The sequence below is a fragment of the Ciceribacter ferrooxidans genome (assembly GCF_004137355.1).
In the GTDB taxonomy this organism is placed as follows: Bacteria; Pseudomonadota; Alphaproteobacteria; order Rhizobiales; family Rhizobiaceae; genus Allorhizobium; species Allorhizobium ferrooxidans.
The window spans coordinates 94540-113286 of sequence record NZ_SDVB01000253.1 but is presented as its reverse complement, the minus strand read 5'-3'; the positions used below and the strand labels follow the sequence as shown (position 1 = coordinate 113286).

The 18747-nt window shown below is 61.5% G+C and carries 18 protein-coding genes and 1 tRNA gene; 7 read left to right on the top strand and 12 right to left on the bottom strand.

Going from position 1 to position 18747, the window contains the following annotated elements; translation table 11 throughout:
- Positions 1-55: 55 nt before the first annotated feature.
- From EUU22_RS16820 to EUU22_RS16810, 3 genes are all read right to left on the bottom strand, one after another.
- Positions 56-1048, bottom strand: a complete 993-nt coding sequence (locus tag EUU22_RS16820) for a BMP family lipoprotein (RefSeq protein WP_129333158.1) — start codon at positions 1046-1048, stop codon at positions 56-58.
- A 238-nt stretch (positions 1049-1286) separates the two neighbouring features.
- Entirely contained in the window at positions 1287-1937 is a 651-nt protein-coding gene (gene msrA / locus EUU22_RS16815; RefSeq protein WP_129333157.1) for a peptide-methionine (S)-S-oxide reductase MsrA, read from the bottom strand.
- A gap of 38 nt (positions 1938-1975) precedes the next feature.
- Positions 1976-2296: a hypothetical protein gene (locus EUU22_RS16810; RefSeq protein WP_245485099.1), complete on the bottom strand. Its 321-nt coding sequence runs from the start codon at positions 2294-2296 to the stop codon at positions 1976-1978.
- Between the two features lie 182 nt (positions 2297-2478).
- Here EUU22_RS16810 and EUU22_RS16805 point away from each other — a divergent pair.
- A tRNA-Ser gene (locus tag EUU22_RS16805) sits at positions 2479-2568 on the top strand.
- A 25-nt stretch (positions 2569-2593) separates the two neighbouring features.
- On the opposite strand, the gene EUU22_RS16800 is transcribed toward EUU22_RS16805, so the two are convergent.
- From EUU22_RS16800 to EUU22_RS16765, 8 genes are all read right to left on the bottom strand, one after another.
- The gene (locus EUU22_RS16800) at positions 2594-3067 is read right to left on the bottom strand and encodes an SRPBCC family protein (protein WP_129333156.1); all 474 of its coding nucleotides are present in this window, start codon (positions 3065-3067) and stop codon (positions 2594-2596) included.
- A 73-nt stretch (positions 3068-3140) separates the two neighbouring features.
- Positions 3141-4445 (bottom strand): nicotinate phosphoribosyltransferase, encoded by a 1305-nt coding sequence (gene pncB / locus EUU22_RS16795; protein WP_129333155.1) that lies wholly within the window; start codon positions 4443-4445, stop codon positions 3141-3143.
- A 131-nt stretch (positions 4446-4576) separates the two neighbouring features.
- Entirely contained in the window at positions 4577-4858 is a 282-nt protein-coding gene (locus EUU22_RS16790; RefSeq protein WP_129333154.1) for a hypothetical protein, read from the bottom strand.
- A 94-nt stretch (positions 4859-4952) separates the two neighbouring features.
- Positions 4953-5915, bottom strand: coding sequence for a 2-hydroxyacid dehydrogenase (locus EUU22_RS16785; protein ID WP_129333153.1), 963 nt, complete (start codon positions 5913-5915; stop codon positions 4953-4955).
- Positions 5916-5932: 17 nt separating this feature from the next.
- Positions 5933-7561, bottom strand: a complete 1629-nt coding sequence (locus EUU22_RS16780) for an ABC transporter ATP-binding protein (RefSeq protein ID WP_129333152.1) — start codon at positions 7559-7561, stop codon at positions 5933-5935.
- Complete coding sequence (locus tag EUU22_RS16775) at positions 7558-8706, bottom strand: ABC transporter permease (RefSeq protein ID WP_129333151.1); 1149 nt, start codon at positions 8704-8706, stop codon at positions 7558-7560. Before EUU22_RS16775 ends, EUU22_RS16780 begins: the two co-directional genes overlap by 4 nt.
- Position 8707: 1 nt before the next feature.
- Complete coding sequence (locus EUU22_RS16770) at positions 8708-9805, bottom strand: microcin C ABC transporter permease YejB (protein WP_129333150.1); 1098 nt, start codon at positions 9803-9805, stop codon at positions 8708-8710.
- Positions 9806-9966: 161 nt separating this feature from the next.
- The gene (locus EUU22_RS16765) at positions 9967-11799 is read right to left on the bottom strand and encodes an extracellular solute-binding protein (RefSeq protein WP_129333149.1); all 1833 of its coding nucleotides are present in this window, start codon (positions 11797-11799) and stop codon (positions 9967-9969) included.
- 188 nt (positions 11800-11987) lie between these two features.
- Here EUU22_RS16765 and mepA point away from each other — a divergent pair, with 188 nt between their 5' ends.
- The 6 genes from mepA to EUU22_RS16735 all read left to right on the top strand — a co-directional run bounded on the left by mepA (position 11988) and on the right by EUU22_RS16735 (position 17994).
- Complete coding sequence (mepA, locus tag EUU22_RS16760) at positions 11988-13049, top strand: penicillin-insensitive murein endopeptidase (RefSeq protein ID WP_129333148.1); 1062 nt, start codon at positions 11988-11990, stop codon at positions 13047-13049.
- A 99-nt stretch (positions 13050-13148) separates the two neighbouring features.
- Complete coding sequence (locus tag EUU22_RS16755) at positions 13149-13529, top strand: methylglyoxal synthase (protein WP_129333147.1); 381 nt, start codon at positions 13149-13151, stop codon at positions 13527-13529.
- A gap of 34 nt (positions 13530-13563) precedes the next feature.
- Positions 13564-14586 (top strand): glucokinase, encoded by a 1023-nt coding sequence (locus EUU22_RS16750; protein WP_129333146.1) that lies wholly within the window; start codon positions 13564-13566, stop codon positions 14584-14586.
- Positions 14587-14701: 115 nt separating this feature from the next.
- Entirely contained in the window at positions 14702-16495 is a 1794-nt protein-coding gene (locus EUU22_RS16745) for an ABC transporter ATP-binding protein (RefSeq protein WP_129333145.1), read from the top strand.
- Positions 16496-16508: 13 nt separating this feature from the next.
- A complete protein-coding gene (dapB, locus tag EUU22_RS16740; protein ID WP_129333144.1) occupies positions 16509-17333 on the top strand; it encodes a 4-hydroxy-tetrahydrodipicolinate reductase in 825 nt (274 codons plus the stop codon).
- 25 nt (positions 17334-17358) lie between these two features.
- On the top strand, positions 17359-17994 hold the full coding sequence (locus EUU22_RS16735) for a 2,3-bisphosphoglycerate-dependent phosphoglycerate mutase (protein WP_129333143.1): 636 nt from the start codon (positions 17359-17361) through the stop codon (positions 17992-17994).
- Between the two features lie 15 nt (positions 17995-18009).
- Here the strand turns inward: EUU22_RS16735 and phnF are convergent, their stop codons facing one another.
- Complete coding sequence (phnF, locus tag EUU22_RS16730) at positions 18010-18747, bottom strand: phosphonate metabolism transcriptional regulator PhnF (RefSeq protein ID WP_129333142.1); 738 nt, start codon at positions 18745-18747, stop codon at positions 18010-18012.

Here is an 18747-nt window from a genome sequence, read left to right as displayed (position 1 = left end):
GACATAGTAAGGGCGCAGCACGGCCGAAAAGACCGCCCTGCGCCCGCAGTTCAGATCACTTCGGGCAGGAATTGTCCGACATGTAGTCGTGAACCTTGATGGTTCCGGCGATGATATCGGCCTTCGCCTTCTCGACTGCAGCCTTCATTTCGTCGGTAACAAGCTTGGCGTTGTGCTCGTCAAGTGCATAAGCGACCCCATCTTCCTTCACACCGAGTGCCTGCACACCGGCCGAGAACTTGTCGCCCTTGGCGTCGGAGTAGGCGTTGTAGACGGCGAGGTCGACGCGCTTAACCATCGAGGTGAGGACCGAACCCGGATGCAGGTAGTTCTGGTTCGAATCGACGCCGATCGACAGCTTACCGTTGTCCGCCGCCGTTTGCAGCACGCCGAGACCCGTGGCGCCCGCAGCCGCGTAGATGACGTCCGCGCCCTGGTCGATCTGGTTCTTGGTGAGTTCGCCGCCACGCACCGGATCGTTCCATGCAGCACCGGTCGTGCCGGTCATGTTCTGCAGGACCTCGATGGACGGGTTGGCCGCACGGGCGCCCTGTTCATAGCCGCACTCGAACTTGCGGATCAGCGGGATATCCATGCCGCCGACGAAACCGACCTTGCCGGTCTTGGACGCCATACCCGCCAGAATACCGACGAGATACGACCCTTCCTCTTCCTTGTAGACCACCGAGCGGACGTTCGGCAGATCGACGACGGAATCGACGATCACGAACTTCGTATCGGGAAACTCGGCAGCGACCTTTTCGATCGCCGAAGTCCAGGCGAAGGAAACGGCAACGACCGGGTTGTAGCCCTTGGAAGCGAAGTTGCGGATCGCCTGTTCGCCTTGGGTGTCACCGGTCGGCTCGAAATCGCGATAGTCAATGCCGGTTTCGGCCTTGAACTTTTCCGCGCCGGCATAAGCTGCCTCGTTGAAAGACTTGTCGAACTTGCCGCCCGTGCCGTAGACCAGCGCCGGCTTCACGTCTGCTGCGAGCGCTGTTGCCGACATGCCCGCCAAGGCAATCAGACTCAAAAGGGTTTTCTTCATTTGTTCAGCCCTATTCTTTCTTTCTAATTAACGTATTGGGTCCTCCCGCAAGCGCTTCGACACCCACGACTGCGGAACCACCGACCCGCCCAATGGGTCCCGGCTGGCCAGCATCCTTGCATGGCTTTTGGAAAAATTCATCCGGTTTTTTTCAGTTGGTAAAGATTCGTCGGCGGCTCGTGCGGCGTGCGCCACCGATGCCGAAAATCAAACCAGATCAAAGCGGTGGCGCCACCGGCTACGCAGCGGGACAGGTCACACCCGTCCCCTTCAGACCGCAATAGCCCCCGGGGTTCTTGGCAAGATACTGCTGATGGTAGTCTTCGGCGTAGTAAAACTCGGGAGCAAGCGCAACCTCTGTAGTAACGGTGTTCTTGCGGCCCGCTGCGACCAGCGCCTGCTGAAACCTGTCACGCATCCTCTGCGCGCGCTCGAAGTCCTCGATCCCTTCAACAAAGATCACCGAACGATACGTGGTTCCGACGTCATTCCCCTGGCGCATACCCTGAGTCGGGTCATGATTTTCGAAGAAGAGCCTCAGCAGATCTTCGAATGGAACCGCGTCGGGATCGTAGACAACCTTGACCACTTCGGCATGGCCGGTCAGCCCCGTTACTGTCTCCTGATAGGTCGGGTTCTGCGTGAAACCGCCCTGATAGCCCGCGGCCGTTACCCATACGCCCGCCGTCTGCCAGAAGAGGCGTTCCGCCCCCCAGAAACAGCCCATACCGAAATAGACGGTCTTCATTCCCTCCGGATAGGGACCTTTCAGTGGTCGACCATTGACGAAATGGGTCGTCGCCGTCGGAATGGGCGACGGCCGACCGGGCAGAGCCGTCTCCGGCGTCGGCATCGTCATCTTCTTGTTGAACATATCGATCAGGAACATCTGAATCTCCATTCTGCGCCCGCGAACGACGCTGTTGCTCAGGCGGCGAAACGCCCGGCGGGCGAGCGCCTCTTGTATCCGATCATCCACAGCACCAGAGAAAGGGCGAGAAAGACCGAAAACGCCGGGAGCGGTAGCAGCCAGCGGATTGTAAAGCCCCAAGCGTTGGGTCCCCAGTCGCGCTGTACCGTGTCGCTAACGACACTCAGCGTGTCGGGGCTCAGCTCGAGCCACGCGATGCCGAGGGGGGTAACCATAACCTCGGACGCGGAGACGGAGGCGATCGAGTCCAGGACGCCTGCCGCAACGGCGATGCAGAGCGCGATCAGACTCAGCAGGCGGAAGACAAAACGTATCAATCTATTCTCCGCCGGTCAGAGTGCCCGTACCGCGACGCTTTAGGGCTCATGGCGATGATTACATAGGGTTTCGGAAGGGCAAGTCAAAATTCTGTCAGATTCCGGTTGATCCCGGACGAATCCTCGGTATATATCGCGCCCGACCGGCCGCATTGCCTTCCTCGGCATACTGGCTGTCAACCGGACAGGTGGCCGAGTGGTTTAAGGCGCACGCCTGGAACGCGTGTGTACGTGAAAGCGTACCGAGGGTTCGAATCCCTCCCTGTCCGCCATCTCTCCTCGCTATCCTTCGACGCTTCAGGCAGACGGCAAGGCTTCCTCTTGTGCCGGGCCGGCGACGAGCACGGCGAAGCGAGAAAAGAACTCTCCCGCCAGTTTCTTCGCGGTCGAATCGATGAGCCGGCTGCCGAGTTGCGCGATCTTGCCGCCAACCTCCGCCTTGACGTTGTAGGTGAGTACGGTCGCCGCATCGCCGTCGGCTTCCAGTGCGACGTCGGCGCCTCCTTTGGCGAAGCCGGCCATCCCGCCCTTGCCCTCGCCGCTGATCGTATAGGAGCGTGGCGGATCGAGGTTCGAAAGTGCGACGGCGCCCTCGAACTTCGCCTTGATGGGACCGATCTTCAGCACGACCTTCGCGGTCATGTCGGTGTCGCTCGTCTTGTCGAGGCTCTCGCAGCCCGGGATGGCTTGCCGCAGGATTTCCGGGTCGTTCAAGGCCTGCCAGACGGTGCCGATCGGCGCCTCTATGCGTTCCGTTCCGCTCATGTCCATCGTCGATCCTCCCGTTTCGCAAGCTCCTCGCCGGCAGCTTACAGGCGCCCCGATCTGCTTGGCAAGGCCGCGATCAGACGACGACGGGCTGCTCGACGCGGCCGGAACCGCCGAAAAATCTCAGGTAACGCTCGATTTCGGCCTGCTCTCCCGTCGCCTTGCGCGGATTGTCGGAGAGTTTGACAGCCGGCCGGCCGTTGGCTTCACTCACCTTGCAGACCAGCGAGATGGGCTTCAGGCTTTCGATCTCACGCGGAGCGCAACCTGCAAAGTCATTGGTGAGGTTGGTTCCCCAGCCGAAGCTCATCCGGACCCTGCCCTCGAAGTGCCGGTACGTGTCGATGATCGCGTCGACGTCGAGCGCATCGGAGAAGATCAAGAGCTTCTGACGCGGATCGCGGCCCATCTTGCGCCACCACTCGATGATTTCCTCACCGCCCTCGATAGGCGGTGCACTGTCGGGCCGGAACCCCGTCCAGTCGGCAACCCAGTCGGGCGCATCGCGCAGGAAAGCCGCTGTGCCGAACGTATCCGGCAGCACGATCAACAAGTTGCCGCCGTAGAGTTGCTTCCAGTCGCGCAGCACCTGGTAGGGAGCAGCAGCGAGTTCGGCGTCGTTCCGCGCAAGCGCCGCCAGGACCATTGGCAGTTCATGCGCGTTGGTGCCGACTGCCTCGAGGTCGGAGTCCATCGCGAGCAGGACGTTGCTGGTGCCGGTGAAGGCGGAACCGATCCCCTCCTTCAGCGCCTCGACACACCAGCGTTGCCAGAGGAAACTATGCCGGCGGCGCGTGCCGAAGTCGGAAATCCTCAGTCCCGGGAGGTCACGCAGGCGTTCAACCTTCGCCCACATCTTAGCCTTGGCGCGGGCATAGAGTACGTCGAGTGTAAAGAGACCCAGCGACTTCATGACGGCGCGCGAGCGCAGCTCATTGATGATCGAGAGCGCCGGAATCTCCCACATCGTGGTTTCCTTCCAGCGTCCATGGAAATGCAGAACGTACTGGCCACCCTTCTTCGACAGCTCGTATTCCGGGAGTTGAAAGTCGGTAAACCAACTCAGGAACTCCGGCTCGAATATCTGCGACTTGCCATAGAACGTGTTGCCGGCGAGCCAGATCGCTTCCTTCTTGGAAAGACGCAGAGAGCGGGCGTAGTCGAGTTGCTCGCGCAGTTCCCCCTCGTCAATCTCGTCGGCGAGGCGCACGGTGGTTGCCCGGTTGATCAGGCTGAAGGTGGCGTCGACGTCCGGATACTGTTTCCAGATCATCTGCAGCATCAGCAGCTTGTAGAAGTCCGTATCGATCAGGCTGCGGACGATGGGGTCAAGCTTCCAAGTGTGATTGTACACACGCGTCGCGATATCGGTCTTGGTCATCGGATGTCCGCCCTGCCAGATACGGCCGGGTCAGGCCGCCAGTTCACGAGCCGGCCTGAGGGTCGACTGCTCCCGACGCAACCTTATCGAAAAAACCTCTCCCAAAGTCCATAGCAGAACGGAAGCTATGCTCAGCCGCCGCCGCTCGTTCCGCCAGTGGCGTCGTTTGGCGCGGTTGGCGATGCCGGCTGTTCGATCCGGGTGTCATTTGATTCCCGCTCCGGGGCAATCGCATTGCCCCACCACTCCACCGGCACCCAGAACAGCATCGCAAGGATCAGACCCACGAGCAGGACGACCAGCACCGGCCGACCGAGATAGCCCTGTCGCGCCTGCACGGCGGGCGCGGGCCGCGGGCGCCCGTCGGCATGGCTGTTCTCGATGTTGCTTTCCTGCTTGTCCGGGCTGGCCATGGCTTTCTCCTCGCCGAGTTACTTCCGGCTTTCGAGCAATCGAAGGAGGAACGGACGGCCGGGACCAATGTTCCCGGCAAACACATGGCCGAGGTCAGTAGCCCGCCTTCCGGTCCACGACGTGCTGGAGCGACATGCCGGATTCGAACCGCTCGATCTGCTCTTCGACGTGAGCAAACAATGCCCTGACATCCGAGGCGGCAGCGGCATGCGGGGTAACAATCACGCTTTCCATGCCCCATAGCGGGCTTTCCGGAGAAAGCGGCTCTCGTTCGAAAACGTCGAGCGAAGCTCCGCCCAGGACTCCCTTTTCCAGCGCGGCAACGACATCGACCTCGACCTGGCTGCCGCCCCGCCCCGCATTGATGAAAACCGGCTTGCCGAGCGCACCACCCTGACGCAGTCGGGCAAACAGCCGCGCGTCATAAATGCCGCGCGTATCGGGAGTGAGCGGCAACAGGCCGACAAGGATGTCGGTCCCGCCGAGGAATGCATCGAGGCCGGCGGCATCAAAGGTTTTGATGCCGTCGATCATCTTCGCGGTTCGGGACCAGCCGATGACGTTGAAGCCCATGACCTTGAGCTTTCGGGCCGCGTCCTGGCCGAGGACGCCGAGCCCCATGATGCCGACGGTGACATCGCGCGCCTCCGGCTGCGGATCGATCTCATGCCAGACCCGTGCGCGCTGCTGCACCGCATAGGCCGGAACGCGGCGCAGATGGGCGAGCGCTTGCAACACGACCCATTCGCTCATTCGGTCGGTCAAGCTGCGATCCACGAAGCGCACGACAGGCAGGTCCGGCAGTTCATAAGCCGAGAGAATGTGATCCACGCCGGCTCCGCCGGAGAAGATCACTTTCAGATCGCCTGCGCGAGCGAAGAGCTGCGGGTCGGGCTTCCAGACCACCGCATAGGGGATGCCGCTCAAATCGCGGCCGGCGTTTTCGGGCAGCGCCATGTCGATGACTTCACGGCCGGCAAACGCGTTCCCAAGCGCCGCGGTCACACTTGCGCGGCCGAACTTGAGATCGATGACGACGGGGCTCTTCTTGGCCATGGGGTACCCTTATCCGGCTACTGACTGATTGCGGTGGTGCTGACCGCCTCAAGATTGAAGGCTGCGGCGAGCAAAGCGCGGGTGTATTCGGTCTTCGGATTCCCGAAGATTTCGCCGGCCGGACCCTGCTCCACCACTTGGCCCATGCGCATGACGATGACATCGTTTGCAAGCGCCTTCACGACGCGTAAATCGTGGCTGATGAAGAGATAGGCCAAGTCGTGGCGCTTCTGCAGATCACGCAGGAGATCGACCACCTGCGCCTGCACGCTCATGTCGAGCGCCGAGGTCGGTTCGTCCAACATGACGAAACGCGGCTTCAGCACCATAGCACGCGCGATCGCGATACGCTGCCGCTGACCGCCGGAAAACTCGTGCGGGTAGCGCCATCGGGTCGTCGTATCGAGACCCACTTCCTCCAGCGCCCAGCAGACCCTGGCGTCGCGCTCGTCGGCCGACAGCGCCCGCTCGTGGACCCTGAGACCCTCGGCGATGATCTCGCCGACCGACATGCGCGGGCTGAGCGCGCCGTAGGGATCCTGGAACACAATCTGCAGCCGGTTGCGCAACGGGCGCATGTAACTGTGCGTATAGCGATCGATCTCCTGACCGATGAAACTGATGCGCCCGGTCGACGAAATCATGCGCGCGAGCGCCAGGCCGAGGGTCGTCTTGCCGGAACCGGATTCCCCGACCACGCCGAGGGTCTGGCCGGCCCTTAGCACCATGTCCACGCCGTCGACCGCCTTGACGTGATCGACCACCTTGCGCAGGAAGCCCGCCTTCACGGGGTACCAGACACGGATGTCCTTTCCCTCCATAACGACCGGCTTGGTCGGTTCGGAGACCGGCGGTACGCCGCGCGGCTCGGAGGCGAGAAGATGGCGTGTATAGGCATGCTGCGGGTTCGAAAATATCTCCTCGACCGGGCCGCTTTCGACGATACACCCCCCGGTCATGACACAGACACGATCGGCGAACTTGCGGACAATGCCGAGGTCATGGGTGATGAATAGCATCGACATGCCGTGGGTGGCCTTCAACGAACGGAGGAGTTCGAGAATCTGTGCCTGAACGGTAACGTCGAGCGCGGTCGTCGGTTCGTCGGCGATCAGCAGCTTCGGACGGTTAGCGAGCGCCATGGCGATCATCACGCGCTGACGTTGCCCGCCCGAAAGCTCATGCGGATAGGCGGCAAGTCGCTTCTCCGGATCGCGAATTCCGACCTGACGCAACAGCTCAAGCGTCCGGTCGCGCGCCGCCGACCCGCCCATCGCCTGATGCAGGGCGAGAATCTCGCCGATCTGCTTCTCTATGGTGTGGAGCGGATTGAGCGAGGTCATCGGCTCCTGGAAGATCATCGTGATGTCGTTGCCACGCACACGGCGGAGATCCGTTTCGGGAAGCTTCAGCAGGTCGCGACCCTCAAAGAGGATCTCGCCCGAAGGATGGCTTGCCGCCGGATAGGGCAAGAGTCTTAGGACGGAGTTCGCCGATACCGATTTGCCGGACCCCGACTCGCCGACCAGGGCGACGACCTCGCCCTGCCGGACGTCGAAGCTCACGTGATCGACGGCGAGCGTTTCCCGGTCACCCTGCCGGAAGGCAACTGAAAGGTCCCGGACCGAAAGAAGCGCCTCGGTCATTTGAAGGTCTTTCTCGGATCGAAGGCATCACGCACGGCCTCACCCACGAAGATCAGCAACGACAGCATGATCGACATGGTGAAGAAGGCGGTGAGACCGAGCCACGGCGCCTGCAGGTTGCGCTTGCCCTGTGCAATGAGCTCACCAAGCGAAGGAGAGCCCGGCGGCATGCCGAAGCCCAGGAAATCGAGCGAGGTGAGGGTGGTGATGGAACCCGACAGAATGAACGGGAGGAAAGTCAGCGTGGCTACCATCGCATTGGGAAGGAGGTGGCGGAACATGATCGTCCAGTTGCCCACTCCGAGAGCGCGGGCAGCGTTCACATATTCGAAGTTGCGGGCCCGCAGGAACTCGGCGCGGACGATCCCGACGAAGCTCACCCAGGAGAAGAGCAGCATGATGCCGAGCAGGACGAAAAAGCCCGGAGGCAGGATCGCCGCGATGATGAGCAAGATGTAGAGCACCGGCATCGACGACCAGATTTCAATAAAGCGCTGCATCAGGAGGTCTGTCCAGCCGCCGAAATAACCCTGTACCGCGCCGGCGGTGACGCCGATGACAGCCGAACAGAGGGTGAGCGCGAGGCCGAACAGCACCGAGATACGGAAGCCATAGATCATGCGGGCGGTAACATCCCGGGCCTGATCATCGGTGCCGAGCCAGTTGAGGTTCCCGAGCACGCAGCCCGGATCCTCCGCCCCGAGTGGATAGCCCTTGCAGCGCTCTTCTTTGCTCATCAGCCAGAAGGGCGGCGTCGGCGCTGAATGGGGGATCTCCGAGTTGACCGTGCGATAGGAATAGCGGATCGGCGGCCAGACCATCCAGCCGTTGGCATTGATCTCATCGGCGATGAAGGGTGAACGGTAATCGGTGACAGCGAGGAAGCCGCCGAACTTCTCTTCCGGGTAGTCGACGAGGACCGGAAACAGGAGTTCGCCCTTGTAAGAGGCAACGAGCGGCCGATCATTGGCGATCAACTCCGCAAAGAGGCTGAGCACGAAAAGGATCATGAAGATCCAGAAAGACCAGAAACCCCGCCGGTTGGCCTTGAAGTTTTCGAGGCGCCGACGATTGGTCGGAGACAGCCAGGGCTTCCTGCCCGGCGCCTCAGCCCCGCTGGCGGCGATCGGTTCGGAAACGGACATCTCAGACATCCCTCCGTTCGAAGTCGATGCGCGGATCGATCCAGGTATAGATCAGATCCGAAACGAGGCCGACGAAGAGGCCCATCAGCGAGAAGATGTAGAGCGTCGCAAAGACGATCGGATAGTCACGATTGACCACCGACAGATAGCCCAGGCGTCCGAGGCCATCGAGCGAGAAGATGTTTTCGATCAGCAGGGAGCCAGTGAAAAAGGCCGAGATGAAGGCGCCCGGAATACCTGCGATGACGATCAGCATGGCGTTGCGGAAGACGTGGCCGTAGAGCACCTGGCGCTCGGAAAGACCCTTGGCGCGCGCCGTGATGACATACTGTTTCTTGATCTCGTCGATGAACGAGTTCTTGGTAAGCAGGGTCGTCGTGGCAAAGGCCGAAAGCGAAAGCGCAATCAACGGCAGCGTCAGGTGCCAGAAATAGTCGATGATCTTCTCCCACCAGGAGAGCTCGGCAAAATTATCCGACACGAGCCCGCGCAACGGAAACCAGTCGAAGAAGGAACCGCCGGCAAAAAGCACGATCAGCAGGATACCGAAGAGAAAGCTCGGAACTGCATATCCGATGACAATGACGCCGGAGGTCCAGACGTCGAAGGGCGTACCATCTTGCACGGCTTTCTTGATGCCGAGCGGGATCGAGATCGCGTAGGAAATCAGCAGGATCCATACGCCGAGGGAAACCGATACCGGCATCTTCTCTATGATCAGATCGACAACGGAGGTGTTGCGGAAGAAACTCTCGCCGAAATCGAAGCGGATGTAGTTCCACATCATCTCGACGAAGCGCGTGAGCGGAGGTTTGTCGAAGCCGAACTGTTTCTCGAGCTTGGCGATGAGTTCGGGATCGAGACCCTGGGCCCCGCGGTATTTCGAGCTCGTTTCGTCGGCCCCGAACTGCTGCTGGGCGACGAGATCGCCACCACCGGTCAGGCGCTGGTCGGCGCTGTCGCCCTGACCGGTCAACTGCGCGATCACCTGCTCGACCGGTCCACCTGGCGCGAACTGAATCACCAGAAAGGAAATACCCATGATGCCGACAATAGTCGGGATCATCAGAAGCAGGCGCCGCAGGATATAGCCGCTCATCGTATCATTGCTCCGACAAGCCGGATGCTTGTCACGCCAATGTCCGTCTCATGCCCTGCGATCAACTGGTTAGTCCTTTCCAGCCGCGGCCTCGCTCGGCGAGCGGCGATTCGCATTACCCATTCCTAGCCCGTCAGGGGAACGACGCAAACCCCTGCTCTTCATTGCGTCGCACCTTTGGCCCACCAAATCTGCGGAAAGCCGATGCCATAGGTTGGGAGCCGAGGCGGATGCGTAAGCTTGTTCCAATATGCGATCTTAATCTCACCGGAATAGAATAGCGGAACGACGAAGTGATTAGCCAGGAGAACGCGGTCCAGCGCCTTGACCGCCGCCACCTGCTCTGCACGGTTGGGAGCCGCATTGATCATGCCGATCAGCCGATCGACTGCAGGGTCGGAAATGCCGGCATAGTTGCGCGAGCCGACGGCTTCCACCGACTGCGAGCCCCAATAGTTGGCCTGTTCATTGCCGGGATTCATCGTCTGAGCCCAAACGGCCCAGATCATATCATAGTCGAAACTCCGGATTCGGTTGGTATACTGCGAGGAGTCAACGGTACGCACCCGAGCATCGATGCCAATCTTCTTGAGGCTCGCAACGTAGGGCAGCACCGACCGCTCCAACGATGGGCTGTTCAGTAGGATTTCAAAGCTCATCGGCTCGCTGTTGTGATTGACCATGCGGTTGCCCTTGAGCTCCCATCCGGCTTCTTTCAACAAGACTATGGCTTTGCGAAGATTGTCCCGGACCTTCTGTGGATCGCCGCCGACCGGGTTGGTGTAGGGCGTGGTGAATACCTGTGGCGGCACCTGCTCCCTCAGTCCCTCGAGGATTTCCAGCTCGCGGCCTTGCGGCAGATCGGAGGAAGCAAGTTCTGTGCCCCAGAAATAACTGTCGACACGCTTCAATCCGCCATAGGCAAGGTTCTTGTTCAGATCTTCGAAGTCAAAGGCGTAGTTCAGGGCCTCGCGCACACGAGCATCCTTGAAGATGTCCCGGCGCATGTTTGGTACCATAGCCTGCATGACGCCGGTGGCCCGGAACGGATTGGGCAATGCCTCACGAATCACGAGGCCATCCTTGACCGCGGCAAAATCATAACGAGTGGCCCAACGGCTGGAACTCTGCTCCTGATAATAGTCCAGCGTACCGGCGCGGAAAGCTTCGAATTCGACGTCGGGATCGGAAAAGTAGGTATAGGTGATCACCTTGAAGTTGTTCTGCCCGATATTGATAGGCAGATTCTTGCCCCAGTAGTCATCGCGCAGCTCATAACGGATCGTCGATCCAGCTTGAAAGGCGGCGATCTTGTAGGGTCCAGAGCCCATGAGCGGCTCAAGCGTAGTGCGCGAGATGTCGCGCTGCTGGCCCTGCGCGTCCTTGCCCTCCCACCAGTGTTTCGGCAGGATTGGAAAGTCGCCGACGATGGACGGCAGTTCGCGGTTGTTCTTTTCGTCAAAGCGGAAGGTGACCTCGCGCGCCCCGGTCTTCTCGACGCTGATCACGTGCCGGTAATAGCTGGCGTACAGCGTGCTATGCCTCTTCGCGCTATCAAAGCTGAAAATGACATCCTCCGGCAACACCGGCTGGCCATCGGCCCATTTCGCTTCCGGCCGTAGCCTGTAGGTGACCGAAGACAGGTCTTCCGGATAGGAAAGAGCTTCCGCCAACAGGCCGTACGTGACAGATACCTCGTCTTCCGATTGCTGCATCAGCGTGTCGAAGATGGAGGCGATACCGGCCGCGGCATTGCCCTTGTCGATCAGGGGATTGAAGCTGTCGAAGGTGCCTTCATCCGAGAGGCGCAGCTCGCCGCCCTTCGGCGCGTCGACGTTCACATAGGGCAGATGTTTGAAATCCGGCGGCAATTCTGGTTCGCCGAGAATTGCAGTTGCGTGGCGCAATTGAGGTTCGCTGGCCGAGAGTTGAAGCGGCGCCGTGATCGAAAGCAACAGCGCTGCGACACCAAATCGTACAAGAGCCAACCGCATGCCAAATCACCCCTTAATTCTCTAGAGTTTCAGCCACCATAAGCAAAACAGCGGCAAAAAACAGGCCTTGGACGAATGCGGCGAATGAGGGTACGCGCGGCCACGGATTCACCAAACTCCAAATCCACGCTACACTTGAAAGCAAATCACCTGCGGCGGCGAAGACAGCCTTTCGGCGGAACGAGGACATGAGATTGCGGACGAAAACGAGGCTGATTCGGTTAGCAGCGATTGCCATAGCCGCACCGTTTCTAATGCTCGCGGAAAGCGGGAAGGCAACCGAGCAGGTGCCGGCCAAGCAGATATTCGGCGGCATCGAGCTTCCGAGCCGGGCAGCACCGGCGCCCTACGGATTTTACTCGAAGGGATGCATTTCCGGGGCTGTTGCGCTGCCGACCGACGGCCCAACATGGCAGGCCATGCGGCTCTCGCGAAACCGTCGCTGGGGACACCCGCAGATGATCTCGTTGCTCGAACAGCTCGCCCACGATGCTCCCAAGGTCGGCTGGCCGGGTCTGCTCGTCGGGGACGTCTCGCAGCCGCGCGGCGGCCCCATGATGAACGGCCATGCTTCGCACCAGATCGGGCTCGATGCGGACATCTGGCTCACCCCGATGCCCGACCGGCAGCTCAGCGCGCAGGAGCGTGAAGACCTCCCGTTTACCTCCATGCTGCGCAAGGACAAGTTCCTCACCGTCGACGCCCGGCTATGGACGCCATCCCATGCGCGCCTCATCATGCTGGCGGCGAGCTACCCGCAGGTAGAACGCGTCTTCGTCAATCCGGCGATCAAGAAGAAGCTTTGCGATACCTGGACCGGCGATCGCTCGCTGCTCGGCAAGGTGCGGCCGATCTACGGTCACGACGCGCATTTTCATGTGCGCATCAAGTGTCCGGTCGGGGCTGGCGGATGCAAGTCCCAGGCCGCCCCTCCGCCCGGAGACGGCTGCGACAAGTCCCTTGCCTGGTGGTTTACCGCCGAGCCCTGGGCAAAACCAAAGACGGATCCCAAGAAGCCCGCGCCGAAACCGCGGGAGATCGGCGTCTCCGACCTGCCGAAATCCTGCCTGGCGGTGCTCAAAGCGCCTTCGGTGGCAAGTGAAAGCGAGGTGACATTGGGCGGTGGTGCCACTCCGGTCGCCGCCTATGCCCCATCTACCGCTGCGCCGCCGACCGCGATGGCCGGCCAGCCGATCGACGTGACTCCGGAGGAAATCCCGATTCCGTTGCCTCGCCCTCTCGACCGCTGACGGCATGCTCGCAGCCTTTCGGGTGGGCTATCTTTTCAAGGCAACAGTCGTGCTGTAGAAGGCTTTCAAATCGATTTAAATCCCGACCGGATCCATCCAATGCCCGAGCGCCACTGCATCGCCCTGATCGCCCACGACCAGAAGAAGGATGAACTCGCAGAGTTCGCCGGCCGCCATGCGGAAGTCCTTGCTCGGTTCCGCATCATTGCCACGGGCACCACGGGCGGAAGGGTGGCGGAAGCGTGCCCGGGTCTGGATGTCGTGCGCATGAAGAGCGGCCCCCTCGGCGGCGATCAGCAGATCGGGGCGATGATCGCCACGGGCGAGGTGCAGATGCTTATCTTCTTCGTCGACCCCTTGACCGCCATGCCCCATGACGTGGACGTGAAAGCGCTGATGCGGCTTGCCATCGTTTACGACATCCCCATGGCGTTGAATCTCGCGACCGCCGAGATATTGATGACTGCAAAGAAGAACTGACGCAGCGCCCGATTTGGATCGCAGGAGCCGGCCCATGCCCAAGATCACAGAGAACGAGCAGCTTACCTTTCCCATCCTGATCGGTGACATCGGAGGGACGAACGCACGCTTTTCGATCCTTATCGACACCTATGCCGAGCCCCGGCAGTTTCCGATCGTCCACACAGCCGCCTTCTCGACGATCGAGGACGCGATCCAGCAGGGCGTACTCGACAAGACGTCGATCCAGCCGCGTTCGGCGATCCTTGCGATCGCGGGTCCGATCAATGCCGACGAAATTCCGCTGACCAATTGCGACTGGGTCGTGCGTCCGAAGGCAATGATTGAAGAGATGGGGTTCGAGGACGTTCTGATCGTCAACGACTTCGAGGCGCAGGCCCTCGCTGTCGCTTCGCTTTCGGACGAGAACCGCGAACCGATCGGTCCACTCTCCGAGAGTCCGATCGCCTCGCGCGTCGTGCTGGGTCCCGGCACCGGTCTCGGCGTCGCCGGGCTGCTGCATGCGCAGCACACCTGGTTTCCGATACCCGGCGAAGGTGGACACGTCGACATGGGACCGCGCAGCGACCGCGATTTCGAGATATTCCCGCACCTCGCGCGGATCGACGGGCGCATCTCCGGCGAACAGCTCCTCTGCGGTCGTGGTGTCGTCAACATCTACGATGCGATTTGTGCGGCCGACGGTGTCGAACCGCAGTGGAGCGACCCGGCCGACGTTTCGACACACGGACTTTCCGGCAATGACAAACAAGCTGCCGAGACTCTCTCGCTCTTCGTCACTTATCTCGGGCGGCTTGCCGGGGATCTCGCCCTCGTCTTCATGGCCCGGGGCGGCGTGTTCCTCGCCGGCGGCATTCCCCAGAAAATACTGCCTGCGCTGAAGCGTCCGGAATTCCGCGCCGCCTTCGAAGACAAGGCACCGCATACCGGGCTGATGCACACCATCCCGACCTTCGTGGTCACCCATCCGCTCGCCGCGCTGTCAGGTCTCGCGAATTTCGCACGTACACCTGCCAATTTCGGTCTCGCAACCGATGGAAGGCGCTGGCGCCGCTGACGATGAGAGCGGGGCGTCCGCTTTTTTGTGGCCAAGGGGGTTGCGACTGGTTATAGAGCCCTAGGCCATCGCGTCCGCGGGTCCGGACGCCCAGTTCCACGGGGAATGCCTTTATTTGGAAGCCAGCAGGACACACAAGACACCCGTCAGCTCGAGCAGCATCACAACCGTTCTGAAGCGGATCATCGCCGAGAACGGTCGCGATCACGTCAATGGCTACATCTTCGCCGTCCTCTGCCTTGCCGTAGTGGCGCTGACGACCGCCTTCACCGCATGGATCATGGAAACGGTGGTAAACGAGGCGTTCGCCAACCAGAGAGCGGACATCGTCTGGCTCATCTGTGGTGCCATTCTCGGCGCCTTCATGCTGCGCGGCCTTGCAAGCTACGGACAGGCGGTCACCCTGTCGAAGATCGGCAACAACATCGTCGCGCGCTATCAGCGCCGGCTCTTCTCGCATCTGATGACCCTTTCGCTGGGCTTCTTCAGCGAGTCCCGCTCGGCCCACCTGGCCGCGCAGATCAGTCAGAACATCAATGGCATCCGTGATGTTCTCAATCTCACCGTCACGTCTACCGCGCGCGATCTGCTGACGCTGATTGCACTCATCGGCGTCATGTTCGCAAAGGACTGGCTGCTGACGCTGATCGTCTTCATTGTCGCGCCACCCCTGCTCTATGCCCTGCGTTATCTATCGAAGCGCCTGCGTGCGGCAACACGCGAGTCGATCATCTTCAACAGCCACGTGCTGGGTGCCATGCAGGAGACGATCCAGGGTATCGCGATCGTCAAGGCCTTCACGATGGAAGACGAGCTGGACCGCAAGGTCCAGAGCACGATCGCCGCGGCCGAACGCCGCGCGAACCGCATCGCCCGGCTCAGCGAACGCACCTCACCGCTCACGGAGACCTTCGCGGGCGTCGCCATCTCCAGCGTGATCGCCTACGCGGCGTTCCGGTCGATCTATGGTGGCGTGCTGCCGGGCGCCTTCTTCTCCTTCATCGCGGCACTGCTGATGGCCTACGAACCGGCGAAGCGGCTCGCCAAGCTGCAGGTGCAGATGGAACGCGCCGTCGTCAACGCGCGGATGATCTACGAAATCCTCGACATGGAGAGCCCGCAGCGCGACAGGCGTGGAGCAACCGAGCTCCAGGTCGGCGAGGCTCGCATCGAATTTCGTGGCGTCAAGTTCGCCTACGGCAGCAACGAGCCGGTGCTGAAGGGCATCGACTTTGTCGCGGAAGGGGGCAAGACCACGGCGCTTGTCGGCCCCTCCGGCGCCGGCAAGTCGACGGTGATCACGCTCGTCCCGCGGTTCTACGATCCGGCGGAGGGAGAGATCCTGATCGACGGCCAGAACATCGCCTCGGTCACAAAGGCATCGTTGCGCAGGCACATCGCCTACGTTTCGCAACAGCCCTATCTCTTTGAAGGGACGATCCGCGACAACATCCGCTACGGCCGTCCTGATGCGACCAATGCCGAGATCGAGGAAGCGGCCCGCCTCGCCTATGCGCACGATTTCATCCTCGCTCAGCCGATGGGCTATGACACCCCTGTCGGCGAAAACGGCGTGACGCTCTCCGGTGGCCAGCGGCAGCGGCTGTCGATCGCCCGCGCGCTGGTTCGCAACGCACCGATCCTGCTGCTCGACGAGGCAACATCAGCACTCGACACCGAGTCGGAAGCCGCCGTTCAGAAGGCGCTGGACGAGGCAATGACTGGACGCACCGTGATCGTCATTGCCCATCGGCTGTCGACGATCATCAAGGCGGACAAGATCATCGTGATGCAGAGCGGGACAATCGCCGAGGAAGGCACCCATCAGTCACTTGCACAGCGTCCCAACGGCCTCTACGCTCGACTGAACCAGCTGCAGCCGGGCAGCGGAAATAACGAATTTTTCTGAGGTTGGACCGCCCATGAGTGATGCCATGAAACTTGTCGTCGTCGGAGCCGGTGGCCGCATGGGCCAGACAGTGCTGCGCCTCATCCAGGCGACGGAAGGTGCTGTGGTTCACGCCGCGGTCGAACGATCCGGCTCGCCGTTGATCGGCAGGGATGCGGGAGAGCTGGCCGGGCTCGGCTCCATCGGCGTTCCGGTGACCGACGACCCGCTCGCAGCCTTCGTTCACGCCGATGGGGTCATTGATTTCACATCGCCTGCGGCCAGCGTCGAATATGCCGGCCTTGCCGCGCAGGCGCGGATCGTCCATGTCGTCGGCACGACCGGCTGCACGGCGGACGACGATGCGAAAATCGCCGCGGCGGCACGCCATGCGCGCATCGTCAAGTCCGGCAATATGAGCCTCGGAGTCAACCTGCTTTCCGTCCTCGTTAAACGTGCGGCACAGGCGCTCGATGCCGCGGGCTGGGACATCGAGGTGCTGGAAATGCACCACAAGCGCAAGGTGGACGCGCCCTCAGGGACCGCATTGCTCCTCGGGCAAGCCGCCGCCGAAGGGCGCGGCATCGATCTTGCCGACCATTCCGTCCGCGTGCGCGACGGACATACAGGACCACGCGAGGAGGGCAGCATCGGCTTTGCCACGCTGCGCGGCGGCTCGGTGATCGGCGAGCACTCCGTGCTCTTCGCCGGTGAAGGCGAAACGATTACTCTTTCTCACAGCGCCGGCGATCGTTCGCTCTTTGCGCGCGGTGCGCTCCGGGCTGCACTCTGGGCGCGGGACAAGAAGCCCGGCCTTTATTCCATGCTCGATGTCCTCGGGCTTTCTTCATCCAACTAGATAATTCCTTGCGGAGGATTTTCCCATGAGCGGTACTCTCGTGCTGGTTCGCCACGGCCAGAGTGAATGGAATCTCAAGAACCTGTTCACCGGCTGGCGCGACCCGGGACTGACCGAACTCGGCATCCAGGAGGCCGAAGCCGGAGGCCAGGCTCTCGCCGACTATGGGATCAAGTTCGACATCGCCTTCACCTCTGCTTTGTCTCGAGCGCAGAAGACCTGCGACATCATCCTGAACAAGGTCGGGCAACCGAGCCTCGAGACGATCCGCGACGAGGCCCTGAACGAGCGGGATTACGGCGATCTCTCCGGCCTCAACAAGGACGACGCCCGTGCAAAATGGGGTGAGGAGCAGGTTCATGTATGGCGGCGCTCCTACGACGTTCCGCCGCCGGGCGGCGAGAGCCTGCGTGACACCGGCGCCCGCGTCTGGCCTTACTACATGACCGACATCCTGCCGCGCGTCTTGCGCGGCGAGAAGGTTCTGGTCGCCGCGCACGGCAATTCGCTGCGCGCGCTCGTCATGGTTCTCGACCGTCTCTCCAAAGAGCAGATCCTCAAGCTCAACCTGGCGACCGGCGTGCCGATGGTCTACAAGCTCAATCCGGACTCGACGGTCGCCAGCAAGGAAGTGCTCGGCGATATGTCCGGCGCCCACTGAAGCACCGCGGCGCGATCAACTTGCGATCGTGAACTGGACGCGGTCAGCCGGAAACCGGGTGACTGCGTACTGTATCGGGACTCCCGAAAGATCCGTATTGACGGCCCTCGTCACCAGCAGGATCGCCCCCGGCGTAAGCTCAAGAGCGGCAATGTCGGCGGCTTCGGCGTGGGTCGCGGAAATCTCCGTAACGGAGCGCAGATAGTCGCCCAGACCCAGCGCCGCAAGTGCTTCCGTGATCGAACCGCTGCGGGCGAAGACCTCGCCGATACCCTTGAAGCGCTCGGCCGGAAACCAGGCGGTCGAGCGCGATACGGCGCGGCCGTCGGCCTTGCGCAAGGCCTCCAGCCGGACAACCGGCGTCTCCGCCTCAAGTGCGAGCCAACGGGCAACCTCCGGGTCGGCTGGCTCAATTTCCGACGACAGCAATAGTCCCTGCAAATCGCGCGCCTGATCGCCGATGCCTTCTGTGAACCTCGTCCTCCGCGAGATGGGGAAATTGAAGCGTTCCTTGCGAACGATGAGCGTTCCACGCCCCTGAACGGCCCGGACGACACCCTCCTGGGTCAACGCTGCGAGCGCGCTGCGCACCGTGTGGCGGTTGACGCCAAATTGTGCGGCCAACATCATCTCTGGCGGCACCATGCCGCTTTCGTCGAATTCTCCCCTGGAAATGGCTTCCCGAATTCGGTCAGCAATCTGGCGCCACAGCGCAACGCCCGCCTGTCTTTCAACCCGTTTCAGATCCGTCAT